The 24,152-nt window shown below is 45.4% G+C and carries 24 protein-coding genes; 23 read left to right on the top strand and 1 reads right to left on the bottom strand.

What is annotated here, in order from left to right:
* Positions 1–2 precede the first annotated feature (2 nt).
* The 3 genes from AC6RV6_RS07595 to AC6RV6_RS07605 are packed head-to-tail and all read left to right on the top strand — an operon-like array spanning position 3 to position 5,828.
* A complete protein-coding gene (locus AC6RV6_RS07595; protein WP_500240121.1) occupies positions 3–4,454 on the top strand; it encodes a coiled-coil domain-containing protein in 4,452 nt (1,483 codons plus the stop codon).
* A 1-nt stretch (position 4,455) separates the two neighbouring features.
* Positions 4,456–5,376: a phage head morphogenesis protein gene (locus tag AC6RV6_RS07600; RefSeq protein WP_500240123.1), complete on the top strand. Its 921-nt coding sequence runs from the start codon at positions 4,456–4,458 to the stop codon at positions 5,374–5,376.
* Entirely contained in the window at positions 5,373–5,828 is a 456-nt protein-coding gene (locus AC6RV6_RS07605; RefSeq protein ID WP_500240125.1) for a phage virion morphogenesis protein, read from the top strand. The genes AC6RV6_RS07600 and AC6RV6_RS07605 overlap by 4 nt, the downstream gene beginning before the upstream one ends.
* A 36-nt stretch (positions 5,829–5,864) precedes the next feature.
* Here AC6RV6_RS07605 and AC6RV6_RS07610 read toward each other — a convergent pair whose 3' ends face one another.
* Positions 5,865–6,560 carry a BstA C-terminal domain-containing protein gene (locus AC6RV6_RS07610; RefSeq protein ID WP_500240127.1) on the bottom strand — a complete coding sequence of 232 codons (696 nt, stop codon included), beginning with the start codon at positions 6,558–6,560 and terminating at the stop codon, positions 5,865–5,867.
* Positions 6,561–6,929: 369 nt separating this feature from the next.
* Between AC6RV6_RS07610 and AC6RV6_RS07615 the strand changes: the two genes are divergently transcribed.
* The 20 genes from AC6RV6_RS07615 to AC6RV6_RS07710 all read left to right on the top strand — a co-directional run bounded on the left by AC6RV6_RS07615 (position 6,930) and on the right by AC6RV6_RS07710 (position 23,781).
* Complete coding sequence (locus tag AC6RV6_RS07615; protein WP_500240131.1) at positions 6,930–8,969, top strand: UvrD-helicase domain-containing protein; 2,040 nt, start codon at positions 6,930–6,932, stop codon at positions 8,967–8,969.
* Between the two features lie 952 nt (positions 8,970–9,921).
* Positions 9,922–10,155 (top strand): hypothetical protein, encoded by a 234-nt coding sequence (locus tag AC6RV6_RS07620; protein WP_500240133.1) that lies wholly within the window; start codon positions 9,922–9,924, stop codon positions 10,153–10,155.
* A gap of 371 nt (positions 10,156–10,526) precedes the next feature.
* The gene (locus AC6RV6_RS07625) at positions 10,527–10,877 is read left to right on the top strand and encodes a DUF2493 domain-containing protein (protein WP_500240135.1); all 351 of its coding nucleotides are present in this window, start codon (positions 10,527–10,529) and stop codon (positions 10,875–10,877) included.
* A gap of 498 nt (positions 10,878–11,375) precedes the next feature.
* Positions 11,376–11,723, top strand: a complete 348-nt coding sequence (locus AC6RV6_RS07630; RefSeq protein WP_500240138.1) for a DUF4326 domain-containing protein — start codon at positions 11,376–11,378, stop codon at positions 11,721–11,723.
* Positions 11,724–11,790: 67 nt separating this feature from the next.
* Positions 11,791–12,960, top strand: coding sequence for a hypothetical protein (locus AC6RV6_RS07635; protein WP_500240141.1), 1,170 nt, complete (start codon positions 11,791–11,793; stop codon positions 12,958–12,960).
* Between the two features lie 53 nt (positions 12,961–13,013).
* Positions 13,014–13,202, top strand: coding sequence for a hypothetical protein (locus AC6RV6_RS07640; protein ID WP_500240144.1), 189 nt, complete (start codon positions 13,014–13,016; stop codon positions 13,200–13,202).
* A gap of 71 nt (positions 13,203–13,273) precedes the next feature.
* Positions 13,274–13,813 (top strand): hypothetical protein, encoded by a 540-nt coding sequence (locus tag AC6RV6_RS07645; protein ID WP_500240146.1) that lies wholly within the window; start codon positions 13,274–13,276, stop codon positions 13,811–13,813.
* A 54-nt stretch (positions 13,814–13,867) separates the two neighbouring features.
* Positions 13,868–14,071, top strand: a complete 204-nt coding sequence (locus AC6RV6_RS07650; RefSeq protein ID WP_500240148.1) for a hypothetical protein — start codon at positions 13,868–13,870, stop codon at positions 14,069–14,071.
* A gap of 4 nt (positions 14,072–14,075) precedes the next feature.
* A complete protein-coding gene (locus AC6RV6_RS07655; protein ID WP_500240151.1) occupies positions 14,076–14,411 on the top strand; it encodes a hypothetical protein in 336 nt (111 codons plus the stop codon).
* Positions 14,412–14,463: 52 nt separating this feature from the next.
* Positions 14,464–14,733, top strand: a complete 270-nt coding sequence (locus AC6RV6_RS07660; RefSeq protein ID WP_500240152.1) for a hypothetical protein — start codon at positions 14,464–14,466, stop codon at positions 14,731–14,733.
* Positions 14,734–14,802: 69 nt separating this feature from the next.
* Positions 14,803–15,312 (top strand): 2OG-Fe(II) oxygenase family protein, encoded by a 510-nt coding sequence (locus AC6RV6_RS07665; protein WP_500240154.1) that lies wholly within the window; start codon positions 14,803–14,805, stop codon positions 15,310–15,312.
* Positions 15,309–15,737: a macro domain-containing protein gene (locus AC6RV6_RS07670; protein WP_500240156.1), complete on the top strand. Its 429-nt coding sequence runs from the start codon at positions 15,309–15,311 to the stop codon at positions 15,735–15,737. Before AC6RV6_RS07665 ends, AC6RV6_RS07670 begins: the two co-directional genes overlap by 4 nt.
* A gap of 127 nt (positions 15,738–15,864) precedes the next feature.
* Positions 15,865–16,674, top strand: coding sequence for a hypothetical protein (locus AC6RV6_RS07675; RefSeq protein ID WP_500240158.1), 810 nt, complete (start codon positions 15,865–15,867; stop codon positions 16,672–16,674).
* 45 nt (positions 16,675–16,719) lie between these two features.
* Positions 16,720–18,429 carry a right-handed parallel beta-helix repeat-containing protein gene (locus AC6RV6_RS07680; protein WP_500240159.1) on the top strand — a complete coding sequence of 570 codons (1,710 nt, stop codon included), beginning with the start codon at positions 16,720–16,722 and terminating at the stop codon, positions 18,427–18,429.
* Between the two features lie 75 nt (positions 18,430–18,504).
* Positions 18,505–19,983 carry a ComEC/Rec2 family competence protein gene (locus AC6RV6_RS07685; protein WP_500240160.1) on the top strand — a complete coding sequence of 493 codons (1,479 nt, stop codon included), beginning with the start codon at positions 18,505–18,507 and terminating at the stop codon, positions 19,981–19,983.
* Positions 19,984–20,075: 92 nt separating this feature from the next.
* Positions 20,076–20,675 (top strand): hypothetical protein, encoded by a 600-nt coding sequence (locus AC6RV6_RS07690; RefSeq protein WP_500240162.1) that lies wholly within the window; start codon positions 20,076–20,078, stop codon positions 20,673–20,675.
* 94 nt (positions 20,676–20,769) lie between these two features.
* Positions 20,770–21,321: a hypothetical protein gene (locus tag AC6RV6_RS07695; protein ID WP_500240164.1), complete on the top strand. Its 552-nt coding sequence runs from the start codon at positions 20,770–20,772 to the stop codon at positions 21,319–21,321.
* Between the two features lie 425 nt (positions 21,322–21,746).
* Complete coding sequence (locus AC6RV6_RS07700; protein ID WP_500240165.1) at positions 21,747–22,619, top strand: DUF5895 domain-containing protein; 873 nt, start codon at positions 21,747–21,749, stop codon at positions 22,617–22,619.
* Positions 22,620–23,291: 672 nt separating this feature from the next.
* On the top strand, positions 23,292–23,525 hold the full coding sequence (locus AC6RV6_RS07705) for a hypothetical protein (RefSeq protein ID WP_500240167.1): 234 nt from the start codon (positions 23,292–23,294) through the stop codon (positions 23,523–23,525).
* A gap of 46 nt (positions 23,526–23,571) precedes the next feature.
* Positions 23,572–23,781 (top strand): hypothetical protein, encoded by a 210-nt coding sequence (locus AC6RV6_RS07710; RefSeq protein WP_500240170.1) that lies wholly within the window; start codon positions 23,572–23,574, stop codon positions 23,779–23,781.
* The last annotated feature ends 371 nt before the right edge of the window (positions 23,782–24,152 follow it).

The raw sequence follows: 24,152 nt of genomic DNA on the forward strand, positions 1-24,152 counted from the left end.
AAATGGCAATGCAAGCAAGCATCAATTTTAGCGCAACTGGAGTCTCGGCAATTGTTGGAGATATCCGACAGCTAATTTCTGGAATTCACAATATTCCCAGCCCAACCATTAACACAAATGGAGTAATTGCTCTAGCTCAATCCCTCAATCTTAGTTATACAGAAGCACAGCGATTTGCTCAAAAATTAGGTCTTAGTGAAGATAAGATTAATAAAGCTGTTCAGCGCATTAAAGAACTCAATTCTGTTAACGCTACTAGCGCTCAAAAATTTGCAATTTTATCTCAAGAATTAGGAGTTACAGCCGAACAATTTAAAGAACTAGAGAGAGCCGCAGCACAAGCCCAAAATACAGGAGAGGAAGGAAATAAAGGATGGTTTTCTAGTCTGGGAGATTTTGCCAACAATTTTAATGAAATCCTCGGTTTTGTATCAACACTCAAAGATACGCTAACCCCTGCTTACGATTTATTAATTGGTGCTAACGAAGAACTCAACCAACAATTACTCGCATCTCAAGCCAATATCGCCTCATCTACCCGAATCTTTCGAGATGGCTTGGAAATTACCGATCCACTGGAGAAAGTTCAAGCAACAGAAGGAAAGCTGCGATCGTCGCTCAAAGAATTAGCAAAACTCACCCAAGATATTAGCGGTGTTACCGATGCAGACACTAATAATATTTTCTCCACAATCCTACAAGATATTGGTGAGTTAAATGGGCAGTCAAAGGTTTTCACCGATTCTTTAGATTCTGGTACGCAATTGGCGGCTGGATTCACTGCGACACTTGGTACACTAGGCATTCCGTTAGACGAAGCTAATCAAGAAATCGGCTCGATCTTAACGGGTCAAATTACCAGCGATTCATTACTTGCAACCGCATTAAAAATTAGCGGTAAACAGGTTGCAGAATGGAAAGCTCAAGGGATTTTAGTTGACGAACTCAATAAAAAATTCGAGGTATTTGTTGAGGCGAATGCGCTCGCTTCTCGGTCAATTACTGGGATTTCGAGTAATATTCAAACCATCTTTGAGGACATTGCAAGGCAAGCAGGTGAACCTCTCCTAGAACCGATTATTAATGGCTTGGCTCAATTAGAAGGATTTTTGAATGCGAACAAGGATAAAATTCTAAGTTTTTCTGAAGGTGCAATTCAAAAGTTTTTAGTTCTCGCCAAAAATATAACTGATGAAATATTAAAACTTTTTGACGGCTTTTGGTCTCTCGAACCCTCTTTAAATAACATATTAGAAGCTGGAAAAACTGGAACGACATTGTTAATTGATAACCTTCACTCTGCAACGATAGCAGTGGTTGCAATTACCAGAGCATTGTCGCCATTGCTGCATTTGGTAACGGGATTAGTTAACCTTGGGGTTAAATGGGTCAATACTTATCAAAACGTCATCCACAGAATTACAGGAGGATATAAAGCTGCAACAGAAGCAGTTCAAGCTTACAGTTCAACAACCGAACAAATGGGGATTCAAAATATCTCCATTCTCAAGAAAGTTAAAGCAGCGATTGAAGCACGTCAAAATGCCGAGAAAAACGGTTTAGAACTGACCGAACAACAGATTCGGAAAGAAAAAGCAGCCAGATTATTATTAAATGGTCAGATCGAGGCACTTAAAGAACAGAAAAAAGAGCTTCAAGGGGCTACCGTTGTAGGAAAAGAAAATAAGGAAGAATTACAACGAAATATTGGCGCATTAGAAAATCAAATTAAACTCTTAGAAGAGCAAAAAGAAGCCTTTGATAGCTCCTCTGGTTCTATCGAACTGCAATCGAAAGAACTGGAAGATTTAGGGAATTCTTATGAACAACTGGCAAGTAAAGCAGAAAACGCTAAGCGAGTTTTAGAACAAGGAGCAAATGGAAATTTAGAAGCAGCCACCGAAGCCGCCAAAGAACTCTTAGATGTAACCGAACAGCAACTCGAACTAGGACAGCGTAGCAGTGAACAAGCAATCGAACAATACGAAGCTATCGCCAGAAATACTCAACTCAGTTACGAGGAACAATTAGCAGCAGAAAAGGCGATTACCGAAGTCAAGGAACAGGAATTAGAAAATCGTGTTGAGGCGATGGATATTTCGGTTTCTGAAACAGAAGCTCTCATCGAAACAGGTCAACTCGATGAAATTGAAGGTGAAAAAGCAATTACCGAAATTAAGAAACAACAGTTAGAAATGCGCCTCGAAGCCGTGCGCGAAGCCCTCGCAAGGGAACAAGCATTAGGGCGCGGTGATGGTCAGCGTGCGCAAGAGTTAATATTAGAAGAAAGAGAATTACAAGCAGATTTAGCTAAGGAAGCTCAAGAAGGAGCAGAACGAATTGCAGATTTACAAAAAGAAGCTCTTGAAGAGCGATTAGATGAAGTACAACAAACCATCGAAGATGCAGAAGCAGAAAGGAATTTAGCACTCGCTAAAATGAAGCTAGAGGGTGCTTCTGAGACTGATATTGACCAAGCTCGATTAGAAGGGGTTCAAGAGCAAATTCAATCTGAAATCGAATTAGAAGAAAAGCGAATTCGAGAACTCAAAAAATTAAAAGCGGCTTCCCCAGAACAAGCCGAAGAAAACGAAAAAGAAATTCGTGAGGCTAAGCGTAAAACTGTCGAACTTGAAACTGAATTAATCGAAAATCGAATCGCCCTAGAAGAAGCGGCTCGAGCTATTATTATCGAGGGAATTGAGCGCGAAACCGACCTCAAAAACCAAGCCTTAGCCGATGAATCTGCACACCAAGAACTCGCATTAAGCAAACTGAAATTGCATGGTGAAGAAACCCTTGTTATTGAACAAGAACGGCTAAAAAATACAAAAGACCGCCTTGAACAAGAACTTGCCTTAGAGCAAGATAAAGCTGAAAAACTAGCCAAATTAGAGTTTACTTCACCCGAACAAGCCGAAGAAAACGAAAAAGCGATTCGTGAAGCTAAGCGTAAAACTGTTGAACTTCAAGCTGAATTAATCGATAATCAAATCGCCCTAGAAGAAGCGGCTCGAGCTATTATTATCGAGGGAATTGAGCGTGAAATTGACCTCAAAAACCAAGCCTTAGCCGATGAATCTGCACGCCAAGAACTCGCATTAAACAAACTGAAATTGTATGGTGAAAACACCCTCGTTATTGAACGAGAACGGCTAAAAAATACAAAAGACCGCCTCGAACAAGAACTTGCCTTAGAGCAAGATAAAGCCGAAAAACTAGCCAAATTAAAGTTTACTTCACCCGAACAAGCCGAAGCAAATGAGAAAGCAATTCGTGAAGCCAAACGCAAAACAACCGAACTAGAAGCCGAACTGGTTAATAATCGAATCGCACGAGAAGAAAATGCGAGAAATGTTATTCTTGAAGGCTTCAAAAAGCAAGTTCAGGAGCAGATCGCAGCGAATGACCTCTTAAACCAATCTTATCAGCGCCAGAAATCGTTACTCGAAAGTAAATCATCTTTATTCAAAGCACAATCTCAGCTTACTCAAACTCAAACTCAAATTGAGATCGACAATCTTAACCGAGCTATTCAAATTCAGAAAGAATTAGCATCAGGAGAGATTGAAAATGCTGAGTTAGAAAAAGCATTAAAGCAAGAATTGTCATCGCTAGGCATTAAAAGAGGTGCTGAAGAACTAAAACTTATCGAACAACGACAGGAAGAAGAAAGACGACTTTTTAAAGAGAAACAGGCTCAGAATGCAGCCGAATACGAGCAGAAGCAGCAGAATTTAGAGATTGAAGTCCTGCAAAATGCACTTCAGCAGCAGCGCTTAATTTTGCAAGCAGAAGAAGCTCAATTACAAGCAGAATTAAGTAAACTTAAAGCAGAACAAGCCTTGCAAGAAGCATTGGCGCAAAAGGATGAAGAAGCAATTACTCTGGCACAAAAACAGTTAGATATTGCTAGTCGTGAGATTGAACTTAGTGCTAAAAAACTTGAGAATGCTCGGGCTGAAAATGCAGCACAGGATGAGATTTTGACCAGAAAACAGCAACAGTTAGAAACAGAACGAAAAGCCGCTTTAGAGAAAGAACAAGCCGATAAGCGAGCATTACTGAATGCTCAAAACTTAGAGCAGGTTAAAGCCGGAGGGAAATCGACATCGACAAGAAATAATTTCAACAATCGCAGGACATCGACAACACGGACAAAAAATACCAGCCCTATTGTTGTAGATTCACAAGGCAATATTAGTAATATTCCTTCTCGAAATTTAGATACTTCCTTGATTCAAGGTGATATTTTCCCTCAGATTCAAGCTCAACTCAGCCAAGATTTTACTGATAAAAATATTGTTGGTAAATTAGACGAATTAGGTGGTAAGTTTGATAAACTATCAGGAGTAATGGCAAATCAATCTATCAATGTCAATCAAAACATTCACAATGTAACGCGAACGGGATCTAGTTCTGGGCGTACTGCTATTAATAGTGTAAATTTATAATATGGTACAATTCAACTTTAATCGTTTAAATTTCCAACAAGCCATTAATTTTTTTAGGCAAAAACAAAACATCCCCACCGAACGATGGGATGATTTATGGCAAGAGGAACATGATATGGCTTTTACCGTTGCTGGTGCGATGAGAGCCGACTTATTAAACGACCTCAGACAATCTGTAGATCGGGCTATTTCCGAAGGTATAACTCGCCGCGAATTTGCCCAGCAATTTGATGGAATTGTTGCACGCCACGGTTGGGCTTTTCGAGGTGAGCGGAATTGGCGACTTAATACAATTTATTCGACAAACTTGAGGACGGCTTACGCGGCGGGCAGATATGAACAAATGCGCGATCCAGATGTCTTACAGGCTCGTCCCTATTGGCAATGGATTCATAGCGATGCGCGGTTTCCTCGTCCTCTTCATAAAGCTCTGCATCGTCGTGTATTCAGGGCTGATGACCCATTTTGGGCTACAATGGCACCGCCTTGCGGGTTCGGCTGTAATTGTTACGTTGTTACCCTTTCTCAAAGAGATATCGATCGTGAAAATTTGGAGGTAGAAAATGCCCCTGCTGTTGGCTCGATTCTTGAAGCAAAAGATGAGCTTAATCGAGCCATTGCTGCTTCTGTAGAACCCGATCCGGGTTGGGGTTATATGATGGGGCAAACGCGCCCGGAACAGCGTCAGGAAATCTTACAAACTATTATTCGTAGATTATCTCCAGAACTCACTAATCAGCTACGGGAGAATTTACGGGATATCCTACCAATTACTAATGCTCAAGCCTTGGTTGGTGTTATTGTCTCAGAGATGAAAAGACAGAGTAAAGAGGAGTCTGAAAGTAATCTTCAATTGGTTATTGAGAGAGTTCAAAATAATCCCACTAGAGCAATGATTATCAACGCAGTACAGGAGCTATGAGCGTTAATATCCAAGTTGATACGAGAGACGTTATTAGAGTTCTCAATCGAGCCGCCCGCCGCGTCTCAAATTTGCGTCCTTTGTTTTCCCAAGTAGGGGAATATGTTGTTAGAAAAACTCAACTTAAGTTTGATGATGAGCAAGACCATCGGGGTAGACCGTGGGCTGCTCTTTCGCGTTTTACGATCGCCAGTAAGCAACGACGACGTAAGCGCTCTAAGATTTTGCAACAGGATGGAGATTTGCGGCGATCTATTGTCTACCGTTCCAGCAATCGTGAGGTTGAGATAGGGAGCAATCGTGTTTATGCTGCCATTCATCAGTTTGGTGGTCGGGCTGGTCGCGGTCAGTCTGTCACGATTGAAGCTCGTGAGTATTTGGGGGTAAATAGTGAGGATGAGGGAGCGATTCAGGAGATGTCAGAGGATTATATTGATGTTCAGAGGCGATGACAGATGGTTTTAGATCCAAAACCATGTGGCGTAAAGTCAAATTAGATCCAAAACCATGTGGCGTAAAGTCAAATTAGATCCAAAACCATGTGGCGCGCTACAATAAGGCTTCACGGAATGCTGCCAGCCCGGATAGAAATGGTCATATTGAACGGCGATATTCTTTGGGTTTATCTTCTGAGATTGCAAATAATTCGCCCAGCATTTCCCGACGCTGATATCTGGGATGGCATCGTCTGGCAAGATGTACCCTTTCGCTTCCAAGTCGGAAACGAGGTCGATGGTTTCACCGTAAATGCTGAAGTAACCATCGGGAACGACAGAACGAGCTTTGAATAATTTGAGCCGCCGGTACCAGTAAGGCTCGTAAGGATTTTGAATGGCGAGTGCTTGTTTGGCAATTTTCTCGCATTGGATAAAGTAGCGTCGGACTTCCTTCCCTTTAGAAGTACCCGCCATCATGCAGAAAGATTTGAAGGCATCGACGGTTAGCTTTATTTCGTTGTATCGCGTAGAACCCCTACCACGATTGCCTTCTACGCGCTTAACCATCTGGGTAAGCCGATAATCCGTACCCTCAATGAAGTTGTTGATAAGTTTGTTTTTTGCCTTTTGCTTTGTTGAATACCCAACCCAACGCCAGACTTTCTCAAAATCAACGGGAAACGGATCGTCCGAGTTGATAAGAACAATTGCATCATCCTGAGAGATGATATCGTGATTATCAGCCATTGCGTTACCTCTAATAACAATGTGGTCAGCAGTCGTTCGGTGTTCCCGCACCGTTCGGCTGCGTTATTTATTAGGGAATCGTGAGTAGCGGTGCGACCCCGATGAGGTTTCCTCATCTAGGGAACGCGCACCAAGAGAGGGAATCGGGAATTGTTGACTCCTTACGATTCCCTGTTGCCGATTCCCAATTCCCTCTATTCTATCACTAACTTCAGAAATTCAAACAACAAAATACTTACATCCCTTCGCATCCTTACTGCATCCCTGAAAAGCCTAAATTAATCCCATTGACTCCCCACAAAAACCAAAGTAAAATAATAAAAATAGTGAAATTTTGGGGTGAAAAAGTAGTAAAGGAAAGCGAAGAAAGTGACGGCATTAACGATTACAGAGACCGCAACTAAACTCGATACTAAACCCGAATGGACGTGGAAACGATGGAAGAAAGAATTTCGCACGGCAATCCCGTGGGACGAATATCAACTGCTGTCTTTCGAGATGGTCGAGCATACATGGGATAATCTGCTCATCGGCGCGGTTGCGGGGTCTGGAAAATCTACATTGCTAACCGGATGCGTGCCGCTTCTCCCGGATAGCATAGTCGTTGAGGACATTCGACGACCCATCAAAATAACCATACTCACCTTCAACCGCCATAATGCCGATAGTCTCAAGAAAAGTGGTAAATTACCGAGCCGGGTTACGATGAATACGGCGCACGGTATGGCGTTATCGCTACTGCAAAGACGCTTTTATGGTGCATTAGAAATCGACGACAGAAACGAGATATTATTTCGCTTAACGAATCGGTCTTATCAGAATATTTTGAGGTTGCGAAGCGACTATCTTATTTTACAGCAGAAACGCGATAATTCTGAGGAAAAAGTGAGGCACTATTACCAACAGCAACTCGATAATAAATTCCCAGTCAAACCGATTTATTTTGATGAAACAAACGAAAAGCAACGGCAAGAGCAATACGATTTCTTGGCACTCATCAGGAAACTCGTGAGTTTCGCTCAGAAATGTCTCGTCGAGCCGAACCTCGAATCTTTGACCGATCTCTGCAATCATTTTGGCTTCCTCATTCCCGACGAGGAACAGTTTTACTGGATAACCCGCAGCGTGGCATGGATTCTCAAGAATATCGAGCGCATTGCCGAATGCGAATGCCGCGTTAGCTTTGATAGCTTGCTGTGGCTCTGTTGGAAATGGCAGATTATCCCGCCGGCGAGGGATGTGCTGATTGTTGATGAGGTGCAAGATACTTCTCCGGCACAGAATGCTTTGTATTTGAGCTACGTGCGGCAAGGCGCGAGGTTTATTGGGGCGGGCGATGAATTTCAGGCAATCAATTCATTCAATGGCAGCGATCCTTATGCGTGGCAAAAGTTAGTATCAGATTATGCTCCAATGCAATTGCCGCTCAGTGTCTCTCACCGTTGTTCTAAGAAAATCACGGCACTGGCGCGACGCATCGTTGCCGATATTCAAAGCGAACCCGATGCACCCGAGGGAAACATTGAAGTTTGCGATGCCGATACCATGCTCGATCGCGTCACCGATGGCGATTTAATATTATGTCGCTTTAATGCGCCGTTATTGGGAATGTGCTTGCAATTGATTAAACAAGGCATGAGTGCGAAGATACGCGGTCGCGAGATTGGTAAAGAATTGGCGAGTTTTGCCCGGCGCTTCTACGATCGCAATTATTTCCCCGGTAATTTTCTGAATAACTTGAGTGAATATTGCCTGCCGCGCATTGCCGAACTTCAAGAGTGCGAATGCGATTTAGAGGCGCAGAACTTGCTCGATCGCTATCATGCGATTCTTTTTTGCTACGAGGAATTCGGCGGGTTATGCAAAGGTGGCAAAGAATTTGGCGATCGCATTCAGGCATTGTTCGACGACAATGGCAAGGTTAGCGTGTGGCTCAGTACCATCCACCGAGCCAAGGGAGACGAAGCCAAACGGGTTTTTATCTTGGGTTCGCAGGATATGCCGTTCATGGCAAAAGCGCAGGTTGATTGGCAAGTACGCCAAGAATGGAACTTATTATACGTTGCGATTACGCGGGCAATCTTCTCGTTATTCTTTGTTCCCTATGGGTTTGATAAGAAAGCAGTCCTCGAGGCGCTTAAAAAGCTCTACGGCGGCGCGTCGTTTCCCAAAGAACCCTTGCAGTCTTGGGTGACGGTAGAGGCTGAGGAAGTCGTTGAAGAAACCGAAGGCTTTGATTTTTGTGTTATCTTGCGACAAACCAATCTCGAACTCGATCGTTTGGGCTGGACGAACGAGCAAGGACGGCAATGCTTGCAAGAGCTCTATGGCAAGTCGTCGCGACAAATGTTGAGCGATGAGGAATTATTGGATTTTGTTGAGTATTTAAAGAAAGAACAAAGAAAATAGCGATCGCAGAAATGAAATAGTTACAAGAAGTCAAACAATGAAAAATTACAAAGGCTGGTGATATCAAATCTTTCCTAATCCTGCGGGTTATCATACGATTCGGATTCAGAAGAGGCGATTACGAGAGAAGTAGGGCATATTTCCGAGCAAGGATTGTAGAGATATTAAGTGATTATTCTGTGAGAAAAATATTGTTGTATTGCTGAGGAAGCCGACAAGTTAGGGTGATATAGAGATTAACGAAGACGCAAGCGTCTTATACATATATCATCCGCGTCGCTTGGGGGGGCTTAACCCCCCTGCACTCTTTATCGCCTCTTTCACTAAAGCGAAAGAGGCTAAAGTTGCGTGAATATATCACACACACAGGTTATTCCAGTATAGCACGGGCTAATAAGGACGCTTTGCGGTTTGTTATCTGGGGGAAACCCCCAGACCCCCATCGGGCTGTCAAGGGCAATGCAAGCGCGGGTATTAACTGTTATATCGAACATTTTCTGTGAGTAGCCCGCGCCCTTGACAGCCCATCGCCCGTGCTGCTTTTAACAGTGTTGTGTTTGCTGTTGGGGGTTGCCGTGGCTGTTTCTGCGTTTGTTGTTCCTGCTTCTCTTTCTCGGTTTTCGGTGGTTGGGTTTTCGGGGTCTCGTTGCTCTTCCGGGGGTGCGGCTTTGGTGGCTGCTTGCGGTGCGGTGCGTCCGGGTGCGGCGGTGCTGGTCGGCTGTGCGGCGGGGGTTGACTCGCGGGTTCGGTCTTTCTTTCCGGGTGCTTCGGTGTTTCGGGCTTCGTCGTTCGGTCGTGGGCGGTCGTCGTTTGCGCGGCGGTCTGCTGCTTTCGTGCGGGCGCTGGCGGCTCGGCGCGGTCTGCTGGTGTCGTTTCCGGGGCGGTCTTGTCCGGCGGGGTTGGTGCCGTCGTCTTGCTCTCGGTCTTGTTTCTGCGGGTTGGGGTCCGGGTCTTGGGCTTCGTTGGCTTTGGCGCTGGGGTTGGGTGTTTCGTGCGCGGTCTGGTTGCCGGCTGGGGTCGTGCCGCCTGCGTCCTTTGGCTTGGTTTCGGCGGGGGGCGGTTGGTGGCTGTCGTGGTGAGTGGTGTGGCGGGTTTTGTCCCGCATGGTTTTTTGATGATAGCGATCGCTTTTCCATCGATCGCTAAATTATTTCCGTTTGAAGAGAAGCAACGGCACGATCGCTAACCGACGAAGCAGGCTGGTGGGCTATATAAGTTAGGTTGGGATCGGCAGCAACACAGCTTTTTTTCAGCCTTTCTCAGTATAGCATGGGGCAAATTTAAGGATGCTTCGCGAATGTTGCTGGTGTCAAGGGTGCTGAAATTGCAAAAAGAAACCGTATTTTTGAAGAAGTTCTAAGCTCGTTCCTCACTAAGAAATGCTAGGAGAAATAGGCTTTCTTCGCAATTCCTAGCATCCCAGAGCATAGCTCTGCGAAAACCCTTGACATTTTCTTGCCCCATGCCGATCGGGTGGCTGAAGAAAAAAAGCGGTCGAGAGATGCTGAATTTAGTTCAGCTTATCTAATCGACTAAGACGAATTAGGAGAAATTACAATGTTTAGAGTTATCGTTGCAGGTTCGCGAAATTTCAATAATTACAATTTAATGCAGCAGAAACTAGATCATCTCTTGCAAAATAAAAGTAACATTTGCATCGTATCGGGAGCGGCGAGAGGTGCAGATAAACTCGGCGAATGCTATGCACGCGATCGCAATCTGAATTTAAAGCAATATTTCGCGAATTGGGATCTCTATGGCAAAAGTGCGGGTTATAAACGCAACGAAGTTATGGCGCAGAATGCAGATGCTTTAGTAGCATTCTGGGATAGGCAAAGTCGTGGCACGAATCATATGATCGATTTAGCGAAACAGTATGGTTTAGCAGTGCGAATTGTAGAGTTTTAAAGCGTTTTATCAAATTCGATGAGCCTATTGAAAGATAGGTTTATCGAATATTTTCTTTTTATAGCGTAACTCATCTCGTCGGGCAGGGCTTGTCCGCAAAGATGCGAACAAAACCCCGCCACTCCAAGATGAGTATGGTTTGGCTGGTGGGCTATATAAGTTAGGTCGGGATCGGCAGCAACACAGCTTTTTTTCAGCCTTTCTCAGTATAGCATGGGGCAAATTTAAGGATGCTTCGCGAATGTTTGCTGGTGTCAAGGGTGCTGAAATTGTAAGGGAAACCGTATTTTTGAAGAAGTTCTAAAGTCTTAAAAGAGCGAATAATAAAATCGTGCTTCTTACTACAATCCTTCTCGCTCTTTCAAGCCAAGAACTACTAAATCAAAAATAGGCTTTCCCAACAATTTCTAGCATCTCAGGCATAGCCTGCGAAAGCCCTTGACACTCTCTTGCCCCATGCTGATAAAAGGCTGAATAAAAAAAAGCAAAGAGGTGATTATGCTATTAATTAAGAACGGTAAAATCGACGGCTGGCTTGGGAAAAACAAAGTTTATATTGGCAGGAATAGCTATGGAATGCAAGGCAGTATTTTAGGCAATAAATTTAGCGTAAAGCAATACGGAAGGGAAGGATGTATTGAATTATATAAAAAATGGCTTTGGGAAGAAGTGAGGAAAGGAAAAGGCGAAGTCTATGATGAGCTAATCAGAATTGGCGAGATGATGCTAGATAGTGAAAACGATATTGAATTAGTGTGTTGGTGCAAACCGTTAGGTTGTCATGGGGATATCATTAAAAGTTGTATTAATTGGATGATAAAGGAAGGATTAATTATCGAGTTTTAAAAGAAAAATAAAGAAGAAAAAAGAAAAACAAAAACTTAATTGAAAACAAAGATAAACGGAGTCTACCATGCTCGATACTACATTACTCAATTCCTACAATCCTCAAGCTAACCCTGCCAGCGAAGCAGAATCGGCATTGCAAGAAACGCTCTCGCAATATAAATCATGCTTTTACGCGCTACGGCAAGTCATGTGGAAGCACCGCGATCGCAAGGCAACTTTCTGGGAAGCCTTGCAAGCCGGCGAACTCAATCAATTTAAAATCGCACCGGGACGGCGACAAAATGACGGCAGTTATTCTCAAGATGAATGGGATACGAACGCCTTGAATCTTTATCTCTACAATAAATTCAATGCAAACTTCGAGCAAGCCTTCGCTCTCGAAAATATTCAGAATCTTCGCAGTTTTAAAGAAGTCCGGCTGGCACTCAACGAACTACTCGAATATACGCTAGAGAACTACGGCAATCTACTCCTCGGCGACCGACGAGAAACCGAAGAGCAACCCGATAGCTTGCAAGGAATCGTGCAGTACGCGGCAAAGATCGGAGTGATTCAACTGCAAGCAACATTACGCGAGAACGAACGGCAAATTATTCTTACTTCTCCTAAAGTACCCGATGTCATCGTGATGCAAAAGCGCGGACGACAATCTTGGCAGGGCAGTATCAACCTCGATTCGTGGGGCATTGATAGCCTGCAATTTAACTCCCAACAAGCCGAGACATTCTCGCAGATGATGGCACTGGCAGCGAAGATTAACATCGGCATCAAGGATTTTATTGCCAATCCCGAAGCATTCTTGGGAATCGATGACACGAAGGCGCGAGTGCGAAATCTCCAGCGCATTAAAGAGATTCTCTTGCAAATGAACAAGGATTATCTCGAACGCCGCAACGCCCAAAAAGCACAGAAGCAAGCGCGAAAGCGTTACAACGATGCCACCGATGCAGCACATATCGCTGGCGAGCAATACCAAGCAGGCGAGATCGGCAAGGCAGAATTTGAGGCAGAAGCGAACAACGCCGATCGCATTGCTTCCGAGACAGAACGCGAGCGTCAGGCAGCACCGAAAGCCAAGCCGATGAGCGTGACTCGCATTAAGCGACAGCGCGAATCAGAAGCGCAACAATGGCTCAAACGGAATCCCGAATATGCAGAGGATATTGACCTTAATAACGGTTTTCAAGTTGTCGATGTAAGCGATGCAAACAAGATACCATTTTATAACAAATAAAACTAAAGCAAAACTGCACCTGCAAGGAATGAAAATAAAGAATAGGTGCAGTTATGATACTCCACGGGACAATTGGCTTTCTCATCGTTAATCTCGGCGATCGCATGAGATTTTCTTTGCAAACTAAAGATGGCTTTATAATTATCGACTCCCCGCTCGCTTCGGTTAAATCGGGAGATGAAATTTACGCTGCAATTGATTCGATAAAAGCTGGTTATTTCGTCGCCAGCGAAGTAATTTGAATGCAATAAAACAAGAAAAACAAGAAAATTAGCAATGCCTTGGGTGAAAACCTAGGGCATTTTTAAGTACCATGAAAATCAATACAGAATCCGGATTTACGCTGCTCGAGCAAATAATTATCATTATAATCATTGGAATTCTAGGAACGATTGCCGCAGCTTCATTTATTGGCATCGTGCAGCGCCAAAAAATCATTTCCGCTAACGACACAGTGCATCGCATTTTGATTAATGCCAAACACGAAGCCCGCAAGCAATCCCGCGATTGGCAAGTCAGTATCAAGCCCACCGATAGCGGCTTTGTCATCGCATCGCATCCGAAGAAAATGAATCCCCTCGACCTTAACGATGCCGCATGGCAATACTTTTACGGTGTTTACCTCGACCCTAAAGATACTACGGTTTATTGCCATCGCACAACGAAAATATGCCGCATTCAATTCAAATGGTACGGCGCGACCAACGGCAGGCTCGGTAAAATTACAATCAGCGATAAAAAACATAAAATCAAGCGCTGCATTATCATCTCTACACTTATCGGCACGATGCGCCAAGGGCAAATTAAAAGGATAACAAAGCACTATTCAACCTGCATTTCTTTCGGACAATGAAAGTCAAAATAAAATAAAAAGGCTTCCGCATGGGTAAAAAATAGGAGGGAACTCATGCAGAAGTCTACAACAATTCACAAGTCTAATTCTACTGCAAAAGCCGACAAAATTACGATGATTTATCTCGATGATTCTGCTAAACTAGAAAGCGTTAGCGAAGCTCTCCTGAAAGGAGCAGATAGCAATATTCAACGTCGCTATCAAGAGTATTTAGACGAGCAAGATTGGCAGCATTGTTGCAGTGATTCGGAGTATTAAGAAAATGACATCAGGACGATTATATCGAGAGCTAACCCTAGAAAAATTTCGCAATTGGTTGGAAGCCAAAGTCCCCGAATTATTAGTTGGCGATTACTCGCGAAGCATGGGCATTACGGCAGAAGTTCATCCTCTCGTTAAATACTTTGACGAGCAACATTGTATCGATGTAGAAATCGATGAAGATGACTTAATTTTCAGGAATGACTTATTGATTTGCGGATATGAATCTTGTGAATTGCCAGACTGGGCAAAGCAGTTTTGCAAATACGTTGATTTGATGCGGTCGGATCGAGCGACCATGAGCGTTGGAGAAGCCTTGGCATTTCTTGACGTATAAAAACCAAAGAAAATGACAAATGCTCTGGGTAAAATAAAAATGGAGAGAAGCAATGAAAGTGAAATTAACACCCGTCGCGCCTGAAAACTTGCATCAGTATCTTCAATATCATGTCATTGCCGGAGAATCTTTTAAAATTCTCTGCAATGATTATGTCATTTGCAATATTTATTCGAGCCATCAAGCGCAATGGTATTTGTGGGCGGTTTGTACGCCGTGGGATAGCCGGGGCGATGGCTTTACGATGCCTTGTTGCGAACAATTTTATCGCAATCCATACAAAGCCGATCTCGAAGATTTAGTGGAATATATAGCAGGCTGAATGTTCGATAAGTCCGATGTATTTCAGCATTAAATTTTTTCATCATCGCATTATACTGGGAGAATGAGAATGAGCTTGGAAAGAATTAGAAAGCTATGCGATCGGGAGTTAGCAAATTTGCATTGCTGGTGCGAAGAACGCCGCGAATTACTAACGCCAACGATGAGCGGCTATGCTAAAGGACGGCGAGAACTCTGGCTGCGTCGAGAATGCGATCTGCGAAAGAATCCTACGATTATCGAAGGCTATCGCGATAAATTCATTGAAGCATTAGGAGAGCAAATTTTGCCGGGATTTCACATTGGTTTATTGTTACTCTATGCGCCCGATATTTGCATTAAATTGCACCGCGACCATACCGTATTTGCGCCAATCGCAGCGAGTATTAACTTAGGCGATGCGACATTTTTGATGACAGAGAGCAAGCAAGATATTCCAGAACGTTTTATCCTTGAAGATGGCGAAATCGTTCGGTTTAATTCTAAGAAACTTCACGGCATCGAACCCGTCGCGTCGGAACGTTGGAGCATTATTTTTTGGCCTCTCAAGGAACAATATGTGGAGCTTTGTAAGTTATGAAAATAATCCACTGCAATCTCCTCTCGATTCAACGCGGCATCCTCGTGCATCAAGTGAATTTGCAAGGCAAGATGGGTGCGGGACTGGCCAAGCAACTTCGCGATCGCTATCCCATTGTTTCTCAAAAATATCGCGAGCATTTAACCCACTTCACTCTCAGCAGCGTCCAATTCGTTAAAGTCTCTGACGCGCCCTTGTATGTTTGCAATCTCGCAGGGCAGCAAAGTTATGGCAAGGGACAGCGCCATACCGATTACGACGCAGTGGCAATCGCATTCCAGAAAATCCGCGCGACCAGCAATTGCCTGAGTTTGCCAGTATATTTGCCTTATGGCATGGGATGCGGCTTGGCGGGCGGCGACTGGCAGATTGTCTCTGCGCTCATCGATCGGCATTGTCCCGAGGCAGTGATTGGCAAGCTGTGAGTTCGGCAGGTTTCAAGGCGGGTCGCAGATATCGCAGCATTGGACTTGGAAAAAATCAGATTCCAAGTAGAAAATGAAAATAAAGGCTCTCGCAGGAGGTGAAGAAAAATGAGGAAACCCAAAGAACATGAGCTTGACCCGACACCTCAAAGACCCGAATTCCCCCGTGCGGCATTGGTTTGAAATAAACTGCAACATTCCCGCCGCCCTCGCCATCATTCAGCATCACAATGCGCTCATGCCGCGAGTGCAGTATCGCGAAGTAGATTTTGCTCTCGTGGGCTTGGCGGTCATCCAAGGCATTCGCTATGCTATCGGGGGTTGGCAATGTTTTGAGGGAACTTTAGTATACGATGGTGCGATTGCTTTCCATAAGGATTTATGGAGTTGCTTAATCTCCTCAGAACCCACCCCGCTTCACTTTGCAGTCATGGCGGGATTAGAGCAATACGGACGCAATGATACTCGGCATCCCATACTTTCGGTGTTGCAGGGCAAGGCATTAACGGGCGATAAGATTCAGCGATCGCTCGAGGATATTGAAAATCTATTGAACGGCATTCGACCGCAGTTGGTGGCAGACCGTGCCATGAGGCGCTTCGTTAATAACCCTGCCTTCGAGGGCAGTGCGTTGGTCGGTGGTGCGGACGCGCAGTTTATCTATGGTAACGAGTTGTACGATATTCGCACCAGTTTCAAGCGATCGCCAATGACATTGGAGAATTATTGGCAGCAGATCGGCTATTTCCTCTTGGATTTCAACGACGAATATCGAATCCGAGAATTAGTCTGGATTTATTCGCGGCAGCGTGCGGCAATTTCTTATCCGATTGAGAAACTCATTGAATCTCCGATGGAAAAGCGAGAGAAGTTTCGGGAGTTTTTAAATTTTCAATTAGAGCAGCGTTTGGAAAAGTTAAATCCAATAATAAATTGAAAAATAAAGGCTCTCGCAGGAGGTGAAGAAAAATGAGAAAGAACCATGAAGCACTTACTTCCTCTATTTTCCCTACTGCTTGCAGCCCCCTCGTTCGCGTTAGCGTTCCCGTTAGGGAGTATTGCCCAGCCCGCATGGATTTCCCTTGAACAAAGTGAATCCAACATTACCTTTGCCCAACTCGACGACAACAGCATTCTACTCGGTCATCGCAGCCAAGACTTCGGCGCATATATCGGCTATGATAGGCACTCCACCGACCGTAATGAATTCGAGCAAATTGGCGTTGGTCTTGAGTTTCTGGGTTCTCTTGAATTTCGCGCTAATGCTTATCTTCCCATCGGTCAAACGCGGCAACTCGCGTATTCCAGCGACACTTTAACCCACAGCACCATCCGAGGCAACCAGTTAATTCTGCGATCGCGACGAGATATGCTGTACGAACGGGCATTGCTTGGAGTTGACGGGGAATTGGGATTGCAATTGTTTCAGGGAGTTAAGGGGTATTTGGGACTCTCTTACTTCAACGAACTCAACGGTGCGGCGCGGCTGGAAATCAAACCCCATGATAACACCACGATTAACCTACAATATCAAAGTGACGATAATCTCCTTTTTGCCAGCATTCGCATCGGCATCAATAATAAACCAGTGCGACGGCGCAACCGCATCGCGATCGCGGAGGAATGGGAAACCCTCGATAGCGAAACAATTGCCGTTCATCCAGAAACCCAACGACCTTATCACGTACTTTTAGTTGCCACGACCGGCGAAGACGATCGAAATATTCCCTTCGATTTTATCTATGTCGAAGATAGCCGACTTCTCAGTATTGAAGATGGGCTGAACCAAGCAAAGCCGGGAGATTTGGTATACGTTCACGAGGTCGATGCCAATCGCAATCTTATTATTCCCGCAGGCGTGGCGTTGATGTCCAGTGCATCTAGTGTAATTCCGATACTATGGCAGGGCAAGACAATCCTCGCACCTTTACCTCATCGCGGCACGGGACGGCGGCCAAATATTAATGGCAGCGTGACGATGAATAATAACTCTGCACTATCTGGATTTGCCGCGAGTCAAGGAGTTTTTGCCACGATTACCGATGGCACGTTAAACATTGAGAACAATCGCATTACCAACCCCAACGGCGACGGCATATTCGTTGACGCTCGCGGCAATAACCAGATTGCGATCGCCAACAATGAAATCTCGAATACTCGCAGTAACGCCATTGAAATTGAAGCCAACGGCATTGCGCGGGTAAATCTGGAAATCCGAGGCAATACCATTGATAATACTCGCCATGCGGCAATTTATCTCGATGCCAATAATAACTCGCGCGTCGTGGCATTGATAACCGATAACCGAATCGCCAATGTTCCCGAAGGTATTAGCATTGACGCGGCGAACTTTGCTTTTGTTGAAGCCGAAATTGCCAACAATAATATTGATGCAGCCAATAACGGCATTTTCATCAACAACCGCGATTGGGCGCGAGGGAATTACGAGATTTTGGATAACATCGCGATCGCTAACGACGATGGCATCGACATCAACCAAGCCAGCCGCCGCGAGGTTTGCGTTAATTTATCGGGAAATACCGCGAGTGCAGGAGATTCAGGCTACGAGTTAGACCCGAATGGCTGGAGCTTCAAGGTTGAAGATTTGAGCGGTGTTGAGGCTCGCAATACTGGGGATTTCTTCTACGAGACGGGGATTGCGGGGATAACTGATGTTGCAAGTTGTCCGTAGAAGAAAATTAAATTCCATACAGAAAATGAAAATAAAGATGGCTCTCGCAAAGAGTGAAGAATTGGAATAAGTCCCATGAAATTCTATTATTCCCTTGCGTTAGCCATCGTTATCGGCACGAGCGCGTCGGTATTTTCTGAGAACTTGCTGCACTTTTGGCTGCTCGGCATCGGCATTGCGTTCGTCTCTGCCATTTGCTGGCAATCCAAACAAGGCATTGCACTCACTCTGGCATTTGCGATCGCATTGGGTTGGTATCAAGTTCGCCTTCCTTCACCATCCAACTCTGATATTTCTCATCATCTCGGTGAAGAGCAGTTCGTTAAAGCTGTCGTGGTTGGCTATGTTACCAGCGAACCCCGGCGCACCTCAGAAGATCGCGTTAAGTTCTTCTTCAAACCCGAATATTTCTTCGATAATCGGGTCGATGGCAAACTTTACGTGACGATGCCCGCCGGGAAACTCGAAGAGGATTTGGTTGCCGGACAGAGCGTTAAACTCATTGGCACGCTGTATCGCCCATCATCAGAGGGAGAGTTCGATTTTGCCGCTTATCTCGCCCGTCACGGCGCTTTTGCGGGATTGTCGGCATCGCGTGCGAGCGAAGTCGGCGAGAAACCTAAAGGATTGTGGATGTTGCGACAGCGCATTATTACCGCACAATGCAACACAACTTTATCCAGCATCGTTCTCGGTCGCAAAGCAGTGGACTTAGAGGAGTTCGTGCGAGACTCATTTATCAATGCGGGTATGGCGCACGTTCTGGCTGCATCGGGCTTTCACGTTTCGCTGTTGCTCGGGGTGGTCATGGCGATCGCGAAAAAGCTGAACCTTTCAGATTGTCAAAATCTCGTTGTTGGCATTGTCACCCTCGTTATTTACGTCGGACTGACTGGGTTGCAGCCTTCAGTTTGTCGTGCCGCATTGATGAGCATTGCAGGATTGGTGGCACTGATGCAATACGAACTGCCGGGAGAACGAAAGCCCAAAGATTCTCCCTTATGGACTTTAGTTAGCATTGCTGCGATTTTGCTGCTTTGGAATCCGCTATGGATTCGGGATTTGGGCTTTCAGCTAAGTTTCTTGGCAACTTTAGGACTATTGGTAACATTGCAGCCCATCGTGAAGAAGCTGGATTTTGTGCCGCCCACCATTGCCACGGCGATCGCGATACCCTTAGCCGCGCAGATATGGACGTTTCCCCTCGCTATCTGCGTGTTTGAACGCTTTCCAACGTACAGCATTTTTACCAATATTCTCTCGACTCCCTTGGTTCTCATTGTCTCTTTGGGCGGCTTTATCAGCGCGGGATTTTCGTTAATTTTACCGCCTTTGGGAAGCGCGATCGCGTGGGTTGTCGGAATTCCTTTGAGTTGGCTGATGGCTCTGATTAATCTGGCGAATGCGCTGCCATTTTCGAGTCTGGAATTATCATTACACCCAGTGATGGTTGTGGCAATTTATGGGCTATTCGGTGCGGTTTGTTGGATTAAAGAACTACGAAAATATTGGTGGCTCGTTGGGCTTGGGAGTGTAGTTTTAATAGCAGCGTAATTTCATTGGCTTTCTCTAGAAATAAAGAAGAAAAGAGAAAGCCAAGAGAAAAAGGCTATCGCGAAGGTGAAACAATTAAAGAGGTCAGGAAGATGACTGAAGAAAATCAAGAAACTATGAAAGTCACTGCAAAGTTAATCTGCTTTAAATCTAGCGGTAAATATTACGATCAAAGCGAGTTCGAGATAGAAGCTCGATGTTACGATGGTAATCCTTTTATGCCCGATATTTTTGATAAAGTCGAGCAAATGCAGAAAAATGAAGAATTACCAAGTGGACATATTTGCGTCAGCGTTCGCGAAGGCTATCCGGGCTTAATTCCATCCTCTGATATTTACTGGTACGTTCGCAAAGTTCACAAATTTATGCCAAATTATCTCGTGGATTTTTCTCTGGCAGCACTGGAGGAATTACTAATTTGGCTTCCACAACATAATGCTTTCAATCCAAATAAGATAAAGTCGGAATCGTTTGACTTTGAAGAACAATTTCCCGATGTAGTTTATCGCTTTGGCCGAGATGACATGAAAGGCAATAACAGTACCGTACTCGATATCTGCTTTTATGATAATGCTTGGGTTAAAGGATTGCCATTGCTCGAAGAGTTAGCCAGCAAAATTAACGCTGAATTCGAGCTTTTCCCAGAGCATCATAAATATTCTTTTATCTTTCGCTTCTTCTGGAAATTCTAAGAAAGTAAGAAAGACAAAGAAATAATAAAGAAAATCAAAAAAACAGCTTTCGCATGAAGTGAAAACAAAGAGAATTAAGGAGTTACTGTCAATTATGACCGCACAATCTACCGCTAAATCCCAACAACCCAAACTCGACCGCATCGAGCAACTCAATCAGTCTCTCGGTCACTACGGCATTCCCGATTTCGACCCCGAAAACCACTTCAAACGCTGTTACTACGGCTTGCAGCAGGCTCTCGGTTTTCAATTGAGCCAGCAAGCCAAGGAACGCGGCGAAGAATTTTCGTGGACTCGCTTTAAGCATTACTTCGGACTTACCTTTGGCATTCCCGAAGATCCGAAAGCGACCCTCGAAGAATTGCTTGCCTTTGCAGAACGGAAACTTGGCAAAGATCGGACGATGCTGATTATTGAAAACAAGGAATCTTGGAAGCGCCGCGAAAGTTACAGCAGCAACGGTAATGCTACAAACAGTTATTACGCTCAACCCCAAGTTCGCACGCAATATCCCGCGAATTCTCCCGCTCCCCAAAGCACTAATAGTTTTGTTAGCGAGCGTCGGCAATCTCAGCCCGTGGCTGTTCCCGTAGCCATTGTTGACGATTACGGCGATACTAACTACGACGATATTCCTTATCAATAATTTATTCTTCTCGGTACTGTCTTAAGTCTGGTAGTACCGAGTTTCTCTTGCTTTCCTCTAAGTTAGAGTAATCATAGCGCTTGACTGGGGTTTGCCGTCCGGCGCGGGGTTGGCTCTCGAATATCCAAGGTTATTCTTCTTAGCCCGCGCCCGACTGGGTTCTTGTCGGTAAGCGTCCGTCGCGGCGGGGATTGCTGGCGATCTCGAAGGTGCTGAGTTCTTAGCCCGCCGCGACCGACTAGCCGCCTTGGTTATCCGAAAGGTCAGGGCAGTATAGAGGTTACTGGTCGTATCATCGCGCTAGACTTGGGAGTGAGGGAGTGGGGAGTCATGAGGAGTCATGGGGAAGAAAAAGAACAAAAGAACTAAGAAAAGTAAAGTATGGGGTGAAATCAAAGTAAATCCAAGCCATTCAAGGAGTCTCGATGAAAGCCAAAACATCTCCTGCACCGACAAAAACCCCTGAAACCCCTGAAGTCGAAGTGATTGCCGACGAGCCTATCAACGAGCCTCAGCAAATTCCTTCAGCCCCTCCAGAACGCGACGAATTCTGCGACCCGTCGTTCATTGATCCGAACGCCAAGCTCCCTCGCATTCAGGCATTGCGCGGCACGAACAAGAATAATTGCGGCTACTTTATCCCTGAAAGCCAACTGGCGATCGCGGGCTGGCTCGATTACGACCCCGAACAACTCGTGACCTACGCTTTCGAGTCGTCGGGCGAAGAGGAACGCGGGTTACTCCTGAAACAACCTCGAATGCTTGTCATGCCGCGCACGCCAGTGATGGCACTAGACCGCGAGCAATCGCAGGAACAAAAGACCACCGTACTGCTCGGTCGCTACTACGAACACCGCGATAACTCCAACGCCCAAAATATTCAGTATTACGAAGTCGTACTATTGAACCAAGACAACCAACCCTGCCACAGCATTCCTTTTGTCTATGCCGCTAAGGGTGCTAATCAAGCCACCTTTGCTCAACACTGGCAGGAATTGTGCCAAGAGATTACCACCTGCCACGCCATCGCCAATGGGATTTCGGCGCGGGGCAAAGATGCACGATTTAAAGCCTTGTGCGTCTTCGAGTTTGAGGTTGCCCGCGAACAAGCCGGGGACAAGCAGAAGAGCTTCGCTTGCAAGGTGAAGTCTCATACCAAAGCCACCTTCGATAACTGGAAAAGCCTGTTCCTCGGTTATTCTGAAGAACTCAAAGAACTAGCTTGGAGCAACTTGCAGCCCCAACGCCCCCTGTTACTTCCCGAAAGCCAAGCTCCTGCTGCTTTGCCGGAAAGTTAGGAGAAACTAAGGAGTGCGATGGAGTTGCAGAAGATGCTGAATTCCTCGCAAAGCTAGACATACCAAGCTCTTTGGGGTATTGGAGGGGCGAGAGATTTTCAATTTCTGTATGGAATTTGAAATAATCCTAGGTGTTTGTATGCAAACACCAGTACCATTAGTACCATAACCTGCACGGTTTCTTTGGTACTTGCAGCCCATCGCAGGCTCTTCTGATATGACCGTGGATTGTATGGCAGATAGATAGCGCATGGTTGTCGTCTGAATATCGCTGGATGTGCAGAGGTTTCGTTGCCGATTGCTGCTTTGCGGTGGCTTTCGATGAGGTTGCCGAGAGTCGAGCATTGCTGGGTATTACGTTGCATTGCTATTGCGGGCGATGGCTCTCCCATGCTTCTATGTTTCTTGTTGTTTCCGTTTGTTCCTTTGTTATGCGGAGGAAGTCGCTGAAAACTAGGAATGGCAAGGAATACGAGGTTTCTTCCGCGTGCGCTATTCTCTCGGTAGAATACCTCGTCGTCTCTGGTGTACGGCGATCGCTCAGTTAAGCTGTCGCACGCTTTAAAAAACAAAGATAGTTGCGGCAAAGCAAGGCTCACTGCATCCAAGGGAGTGATAAAGCTGCCCAGAGGCGCTTCAAGGCGGTTCTAAGGCTATTCGAGCTTTGTACCAATGGCAGGCGCGGTTGGCAATGTGGAGCAAGGAGATGCGAGAGAATGGAAGAATCAAAGGGGCGGCGAAACTGCTTTTGCTCCTATGCCTTGCCCGCGTTGTGTTGCGTCTGATAGAATCGGCGGGCTGCACCAGAGAACGCGAGATACCGAGGTTTCAGTGTTTTTACGGAGTGATTATTTTAACCTAGATGTTTTGGTGCAAACCCACCCCAGCAGGGCAGTCCAACGGTAGCACGGATTTCTTTCATCTCCTTGGTCAGACCGCGAAGTATAGGGGATTGTATGGCAAGCCTGTCCTTGTGGCGCATATCCCGGTGATTGACTACGCGATCGCAAAGAAAAACAATATCAAATATCAATTAAAGTCCCGTGCTATGACCCGCCGCGCTGCTTTTGCTATCCCACGCCTGCCGTGGGAAGTCAGGGGATTATCTGTGCTTGATGCTCTTGCCTCCAAGCGTTCTCGCGAGTCTATCGAGGGGATGTAGCTCTTACTGCTTCTGGAGCGGTCTGGGTTGTCTTTGGGTTGCCACGGGACGTGCTGTAGGGCTGTGGTTGCTGGGATGTGATGCTATGGCTTGGCTCTTTTTGGTTCTATTGGAGACAGTGGCGTTCGCGTAGCGTTCCCGGAGGGAGTATCGCGGTTGTTGCTGCGGATTGTTGGAGACAGAGGCATTGCTGGTTTTCTTCGGTTCTTGCGGCTCTATCGGGTACTGCGAGGGCGAGAGAATAGCCGAGATTTTCAATTTCCAATTGGAATTTATTTTAATCTAGGTGTTTTCTTGACACTAAGGATGCACTAAGAATACGCTAAGGAGAGCGCTAAAGCCCACCGCAACCAACCAAGACAGCAGGGCAG

This window comes from Spirulina sp. LEGE 11439 (assembly GCF_059821285.1).

Excerpts from the sequence above, each read along its gene's own strand:
- AC6RV6_RS07595 (WP_500240121.1), top strand. The coding sequence starts at position 3 with ATGGCAATGCAAGCAAGCATCAATTTTAGCGCAACTGGAGTCTCGGCA.
- AC6RV6_RS07660 (WP_500240152.1), top strand. The coding sequence starts at position 14,464 with ATGAAAGTGAAATTAACACCCGTCGCGCCTGAAAACTTGCATCAGTAT.
- AC6RV6_RS07600 (WP_500240123.1), top strand. The coding sequence starts at position 4,456 with ATGGTACAATTCAACTTTAATCGTTTAAATTTCCAACAAGCCATTAAT.
- AC6RV6_RS07610 (WP_500240127.1), bottom strand. The coding sequence starts at position 6,560 with ATGGCTGATAATCACGATATCATCTCTCAGGATGATGCAATTGTTCTT.
- AC6RV6_RS07670 (WP_500240156.1), top strand. The coding sequence starts at position 15,309 with ATGAAAATAATCCACTGCAATCTCCTCTCGATTCAACGCGGCATCCTC.
- AC6RV6_RS07695 (WP_500240164.1), top strand. The coding sequence starts at position 20,770 with ATGACCGCACAATCTACCGCTAAATCCCAACAACCCAAACTCGACCGC.
- AC6RV6_RS07690 (WP_500240162.1), top strand. The coding sequence starts at position 20,076 with ATGACTGAAGAAAATCAAGAAACTATGAAAGTCACTGCAAAGTTAATC.
- AC6RV6_RS07625 (WP_500240135.1), top strand. The coding sequence starts at position 10,527 with ATGTTTAGAGTTATCGTTGCAGGTTCGCGAAATTTCAATAATTACAAT.
- AC6RV6_RS07685 (WP_500240160.1), top strand. The coding sequence starts at position 18,505 with ATGAAATTCTATTATTCCCTTGCGTTAGCCATCGTTATCGGCACGAGC.
- AC6RV6_RS07665 (WP_500240154.1), top strand. The coding sequence starts at position 14,803 with ATGAGCTTGGAAAGAATTAGAAAGCTATGCGATCGGGAGTTAGCAAAT.
- AC6RV6_RS07680 (WP_500240159.1), top strand. The coding sequence starts at position 16,720 with ATGAAGCACTTACTTCCTCTATTTTCCCTACTGCTTGCAGCCCCCTCG.
- AC6RV6_RS07700 (WP_500240165.1), top strand. The coding sequence starts at position 21,747 with ATGAAAGCCAAAACATCTCCTGCACCGACAAAAACCCCTGAAACCCCT.
- AC6RV6_RS07645 (WP_500240146.1), top strand. The coding sequence starts at position 13,274 with ATGAAAATCAATACAGAATCCGGATTTACGCTGCTCGAGCAAATAATT.
- AC6RV6_RS07705 (WP_500240167.1), top strand. The coding sequence starts at position 23,292 with ATGGCAGGCGCGGTTGGCAATGTGGAGCAAGGAGATGCGAGAGAATGG.
- AC6RV6_RS07635 (WP_500240141.1), top strand. The coding sequence starts at position 11,791 with ATGCTCGATACTACATTACTCAATTCCTACAATCCTCAAGCTAACCCT.
- AC6RV6_RS07650 (WP_500240148.1), top strand. The coding sequence starts at position 13,868 with ATGCAGAAGTCTACAACAATTCACAAGTCTAATTCTACTGCAAAAGCC.
- AC6RV6_RS07640 (WP_500240144.1), top strand. The coding sequence starts at position 13,014 with ATGATACTCCACGGGACAATTGGCTTTCTCATCGTTAATCTCGGCGAT.
- AC6RV6_RS07675 (WP_500240158.1), top strand. The coding sequence starts at position 15,865 with ATGAGCTTGACCCGACACCTCAAAGACCCGAATTCCCCCGTGCGGCAT.
- AC6RV6_RS07630 (WP_500240138.1), top strand. The coding sequence starts at position 11,376 with ATGCTATTAATTAAGAACGGTAAAATCGACGGCTGGCTTGGGAAAAAC.
- AC6RV6_RS07605 (WP_500240125.1), top strand. The coding sequence starts at position 5,373 with ATGAGCGTTAATATCCAAGTTGATACGAGAGACGTTATTAGAGTTCTC.
- AC6RV6_RS07655 (WP_500240151.1), top strand. The coding sequence starts at position 14,076 with ATGACATCAGGACGATTATATCGAGAGCTAACCCTAGAAAAATTTCGC.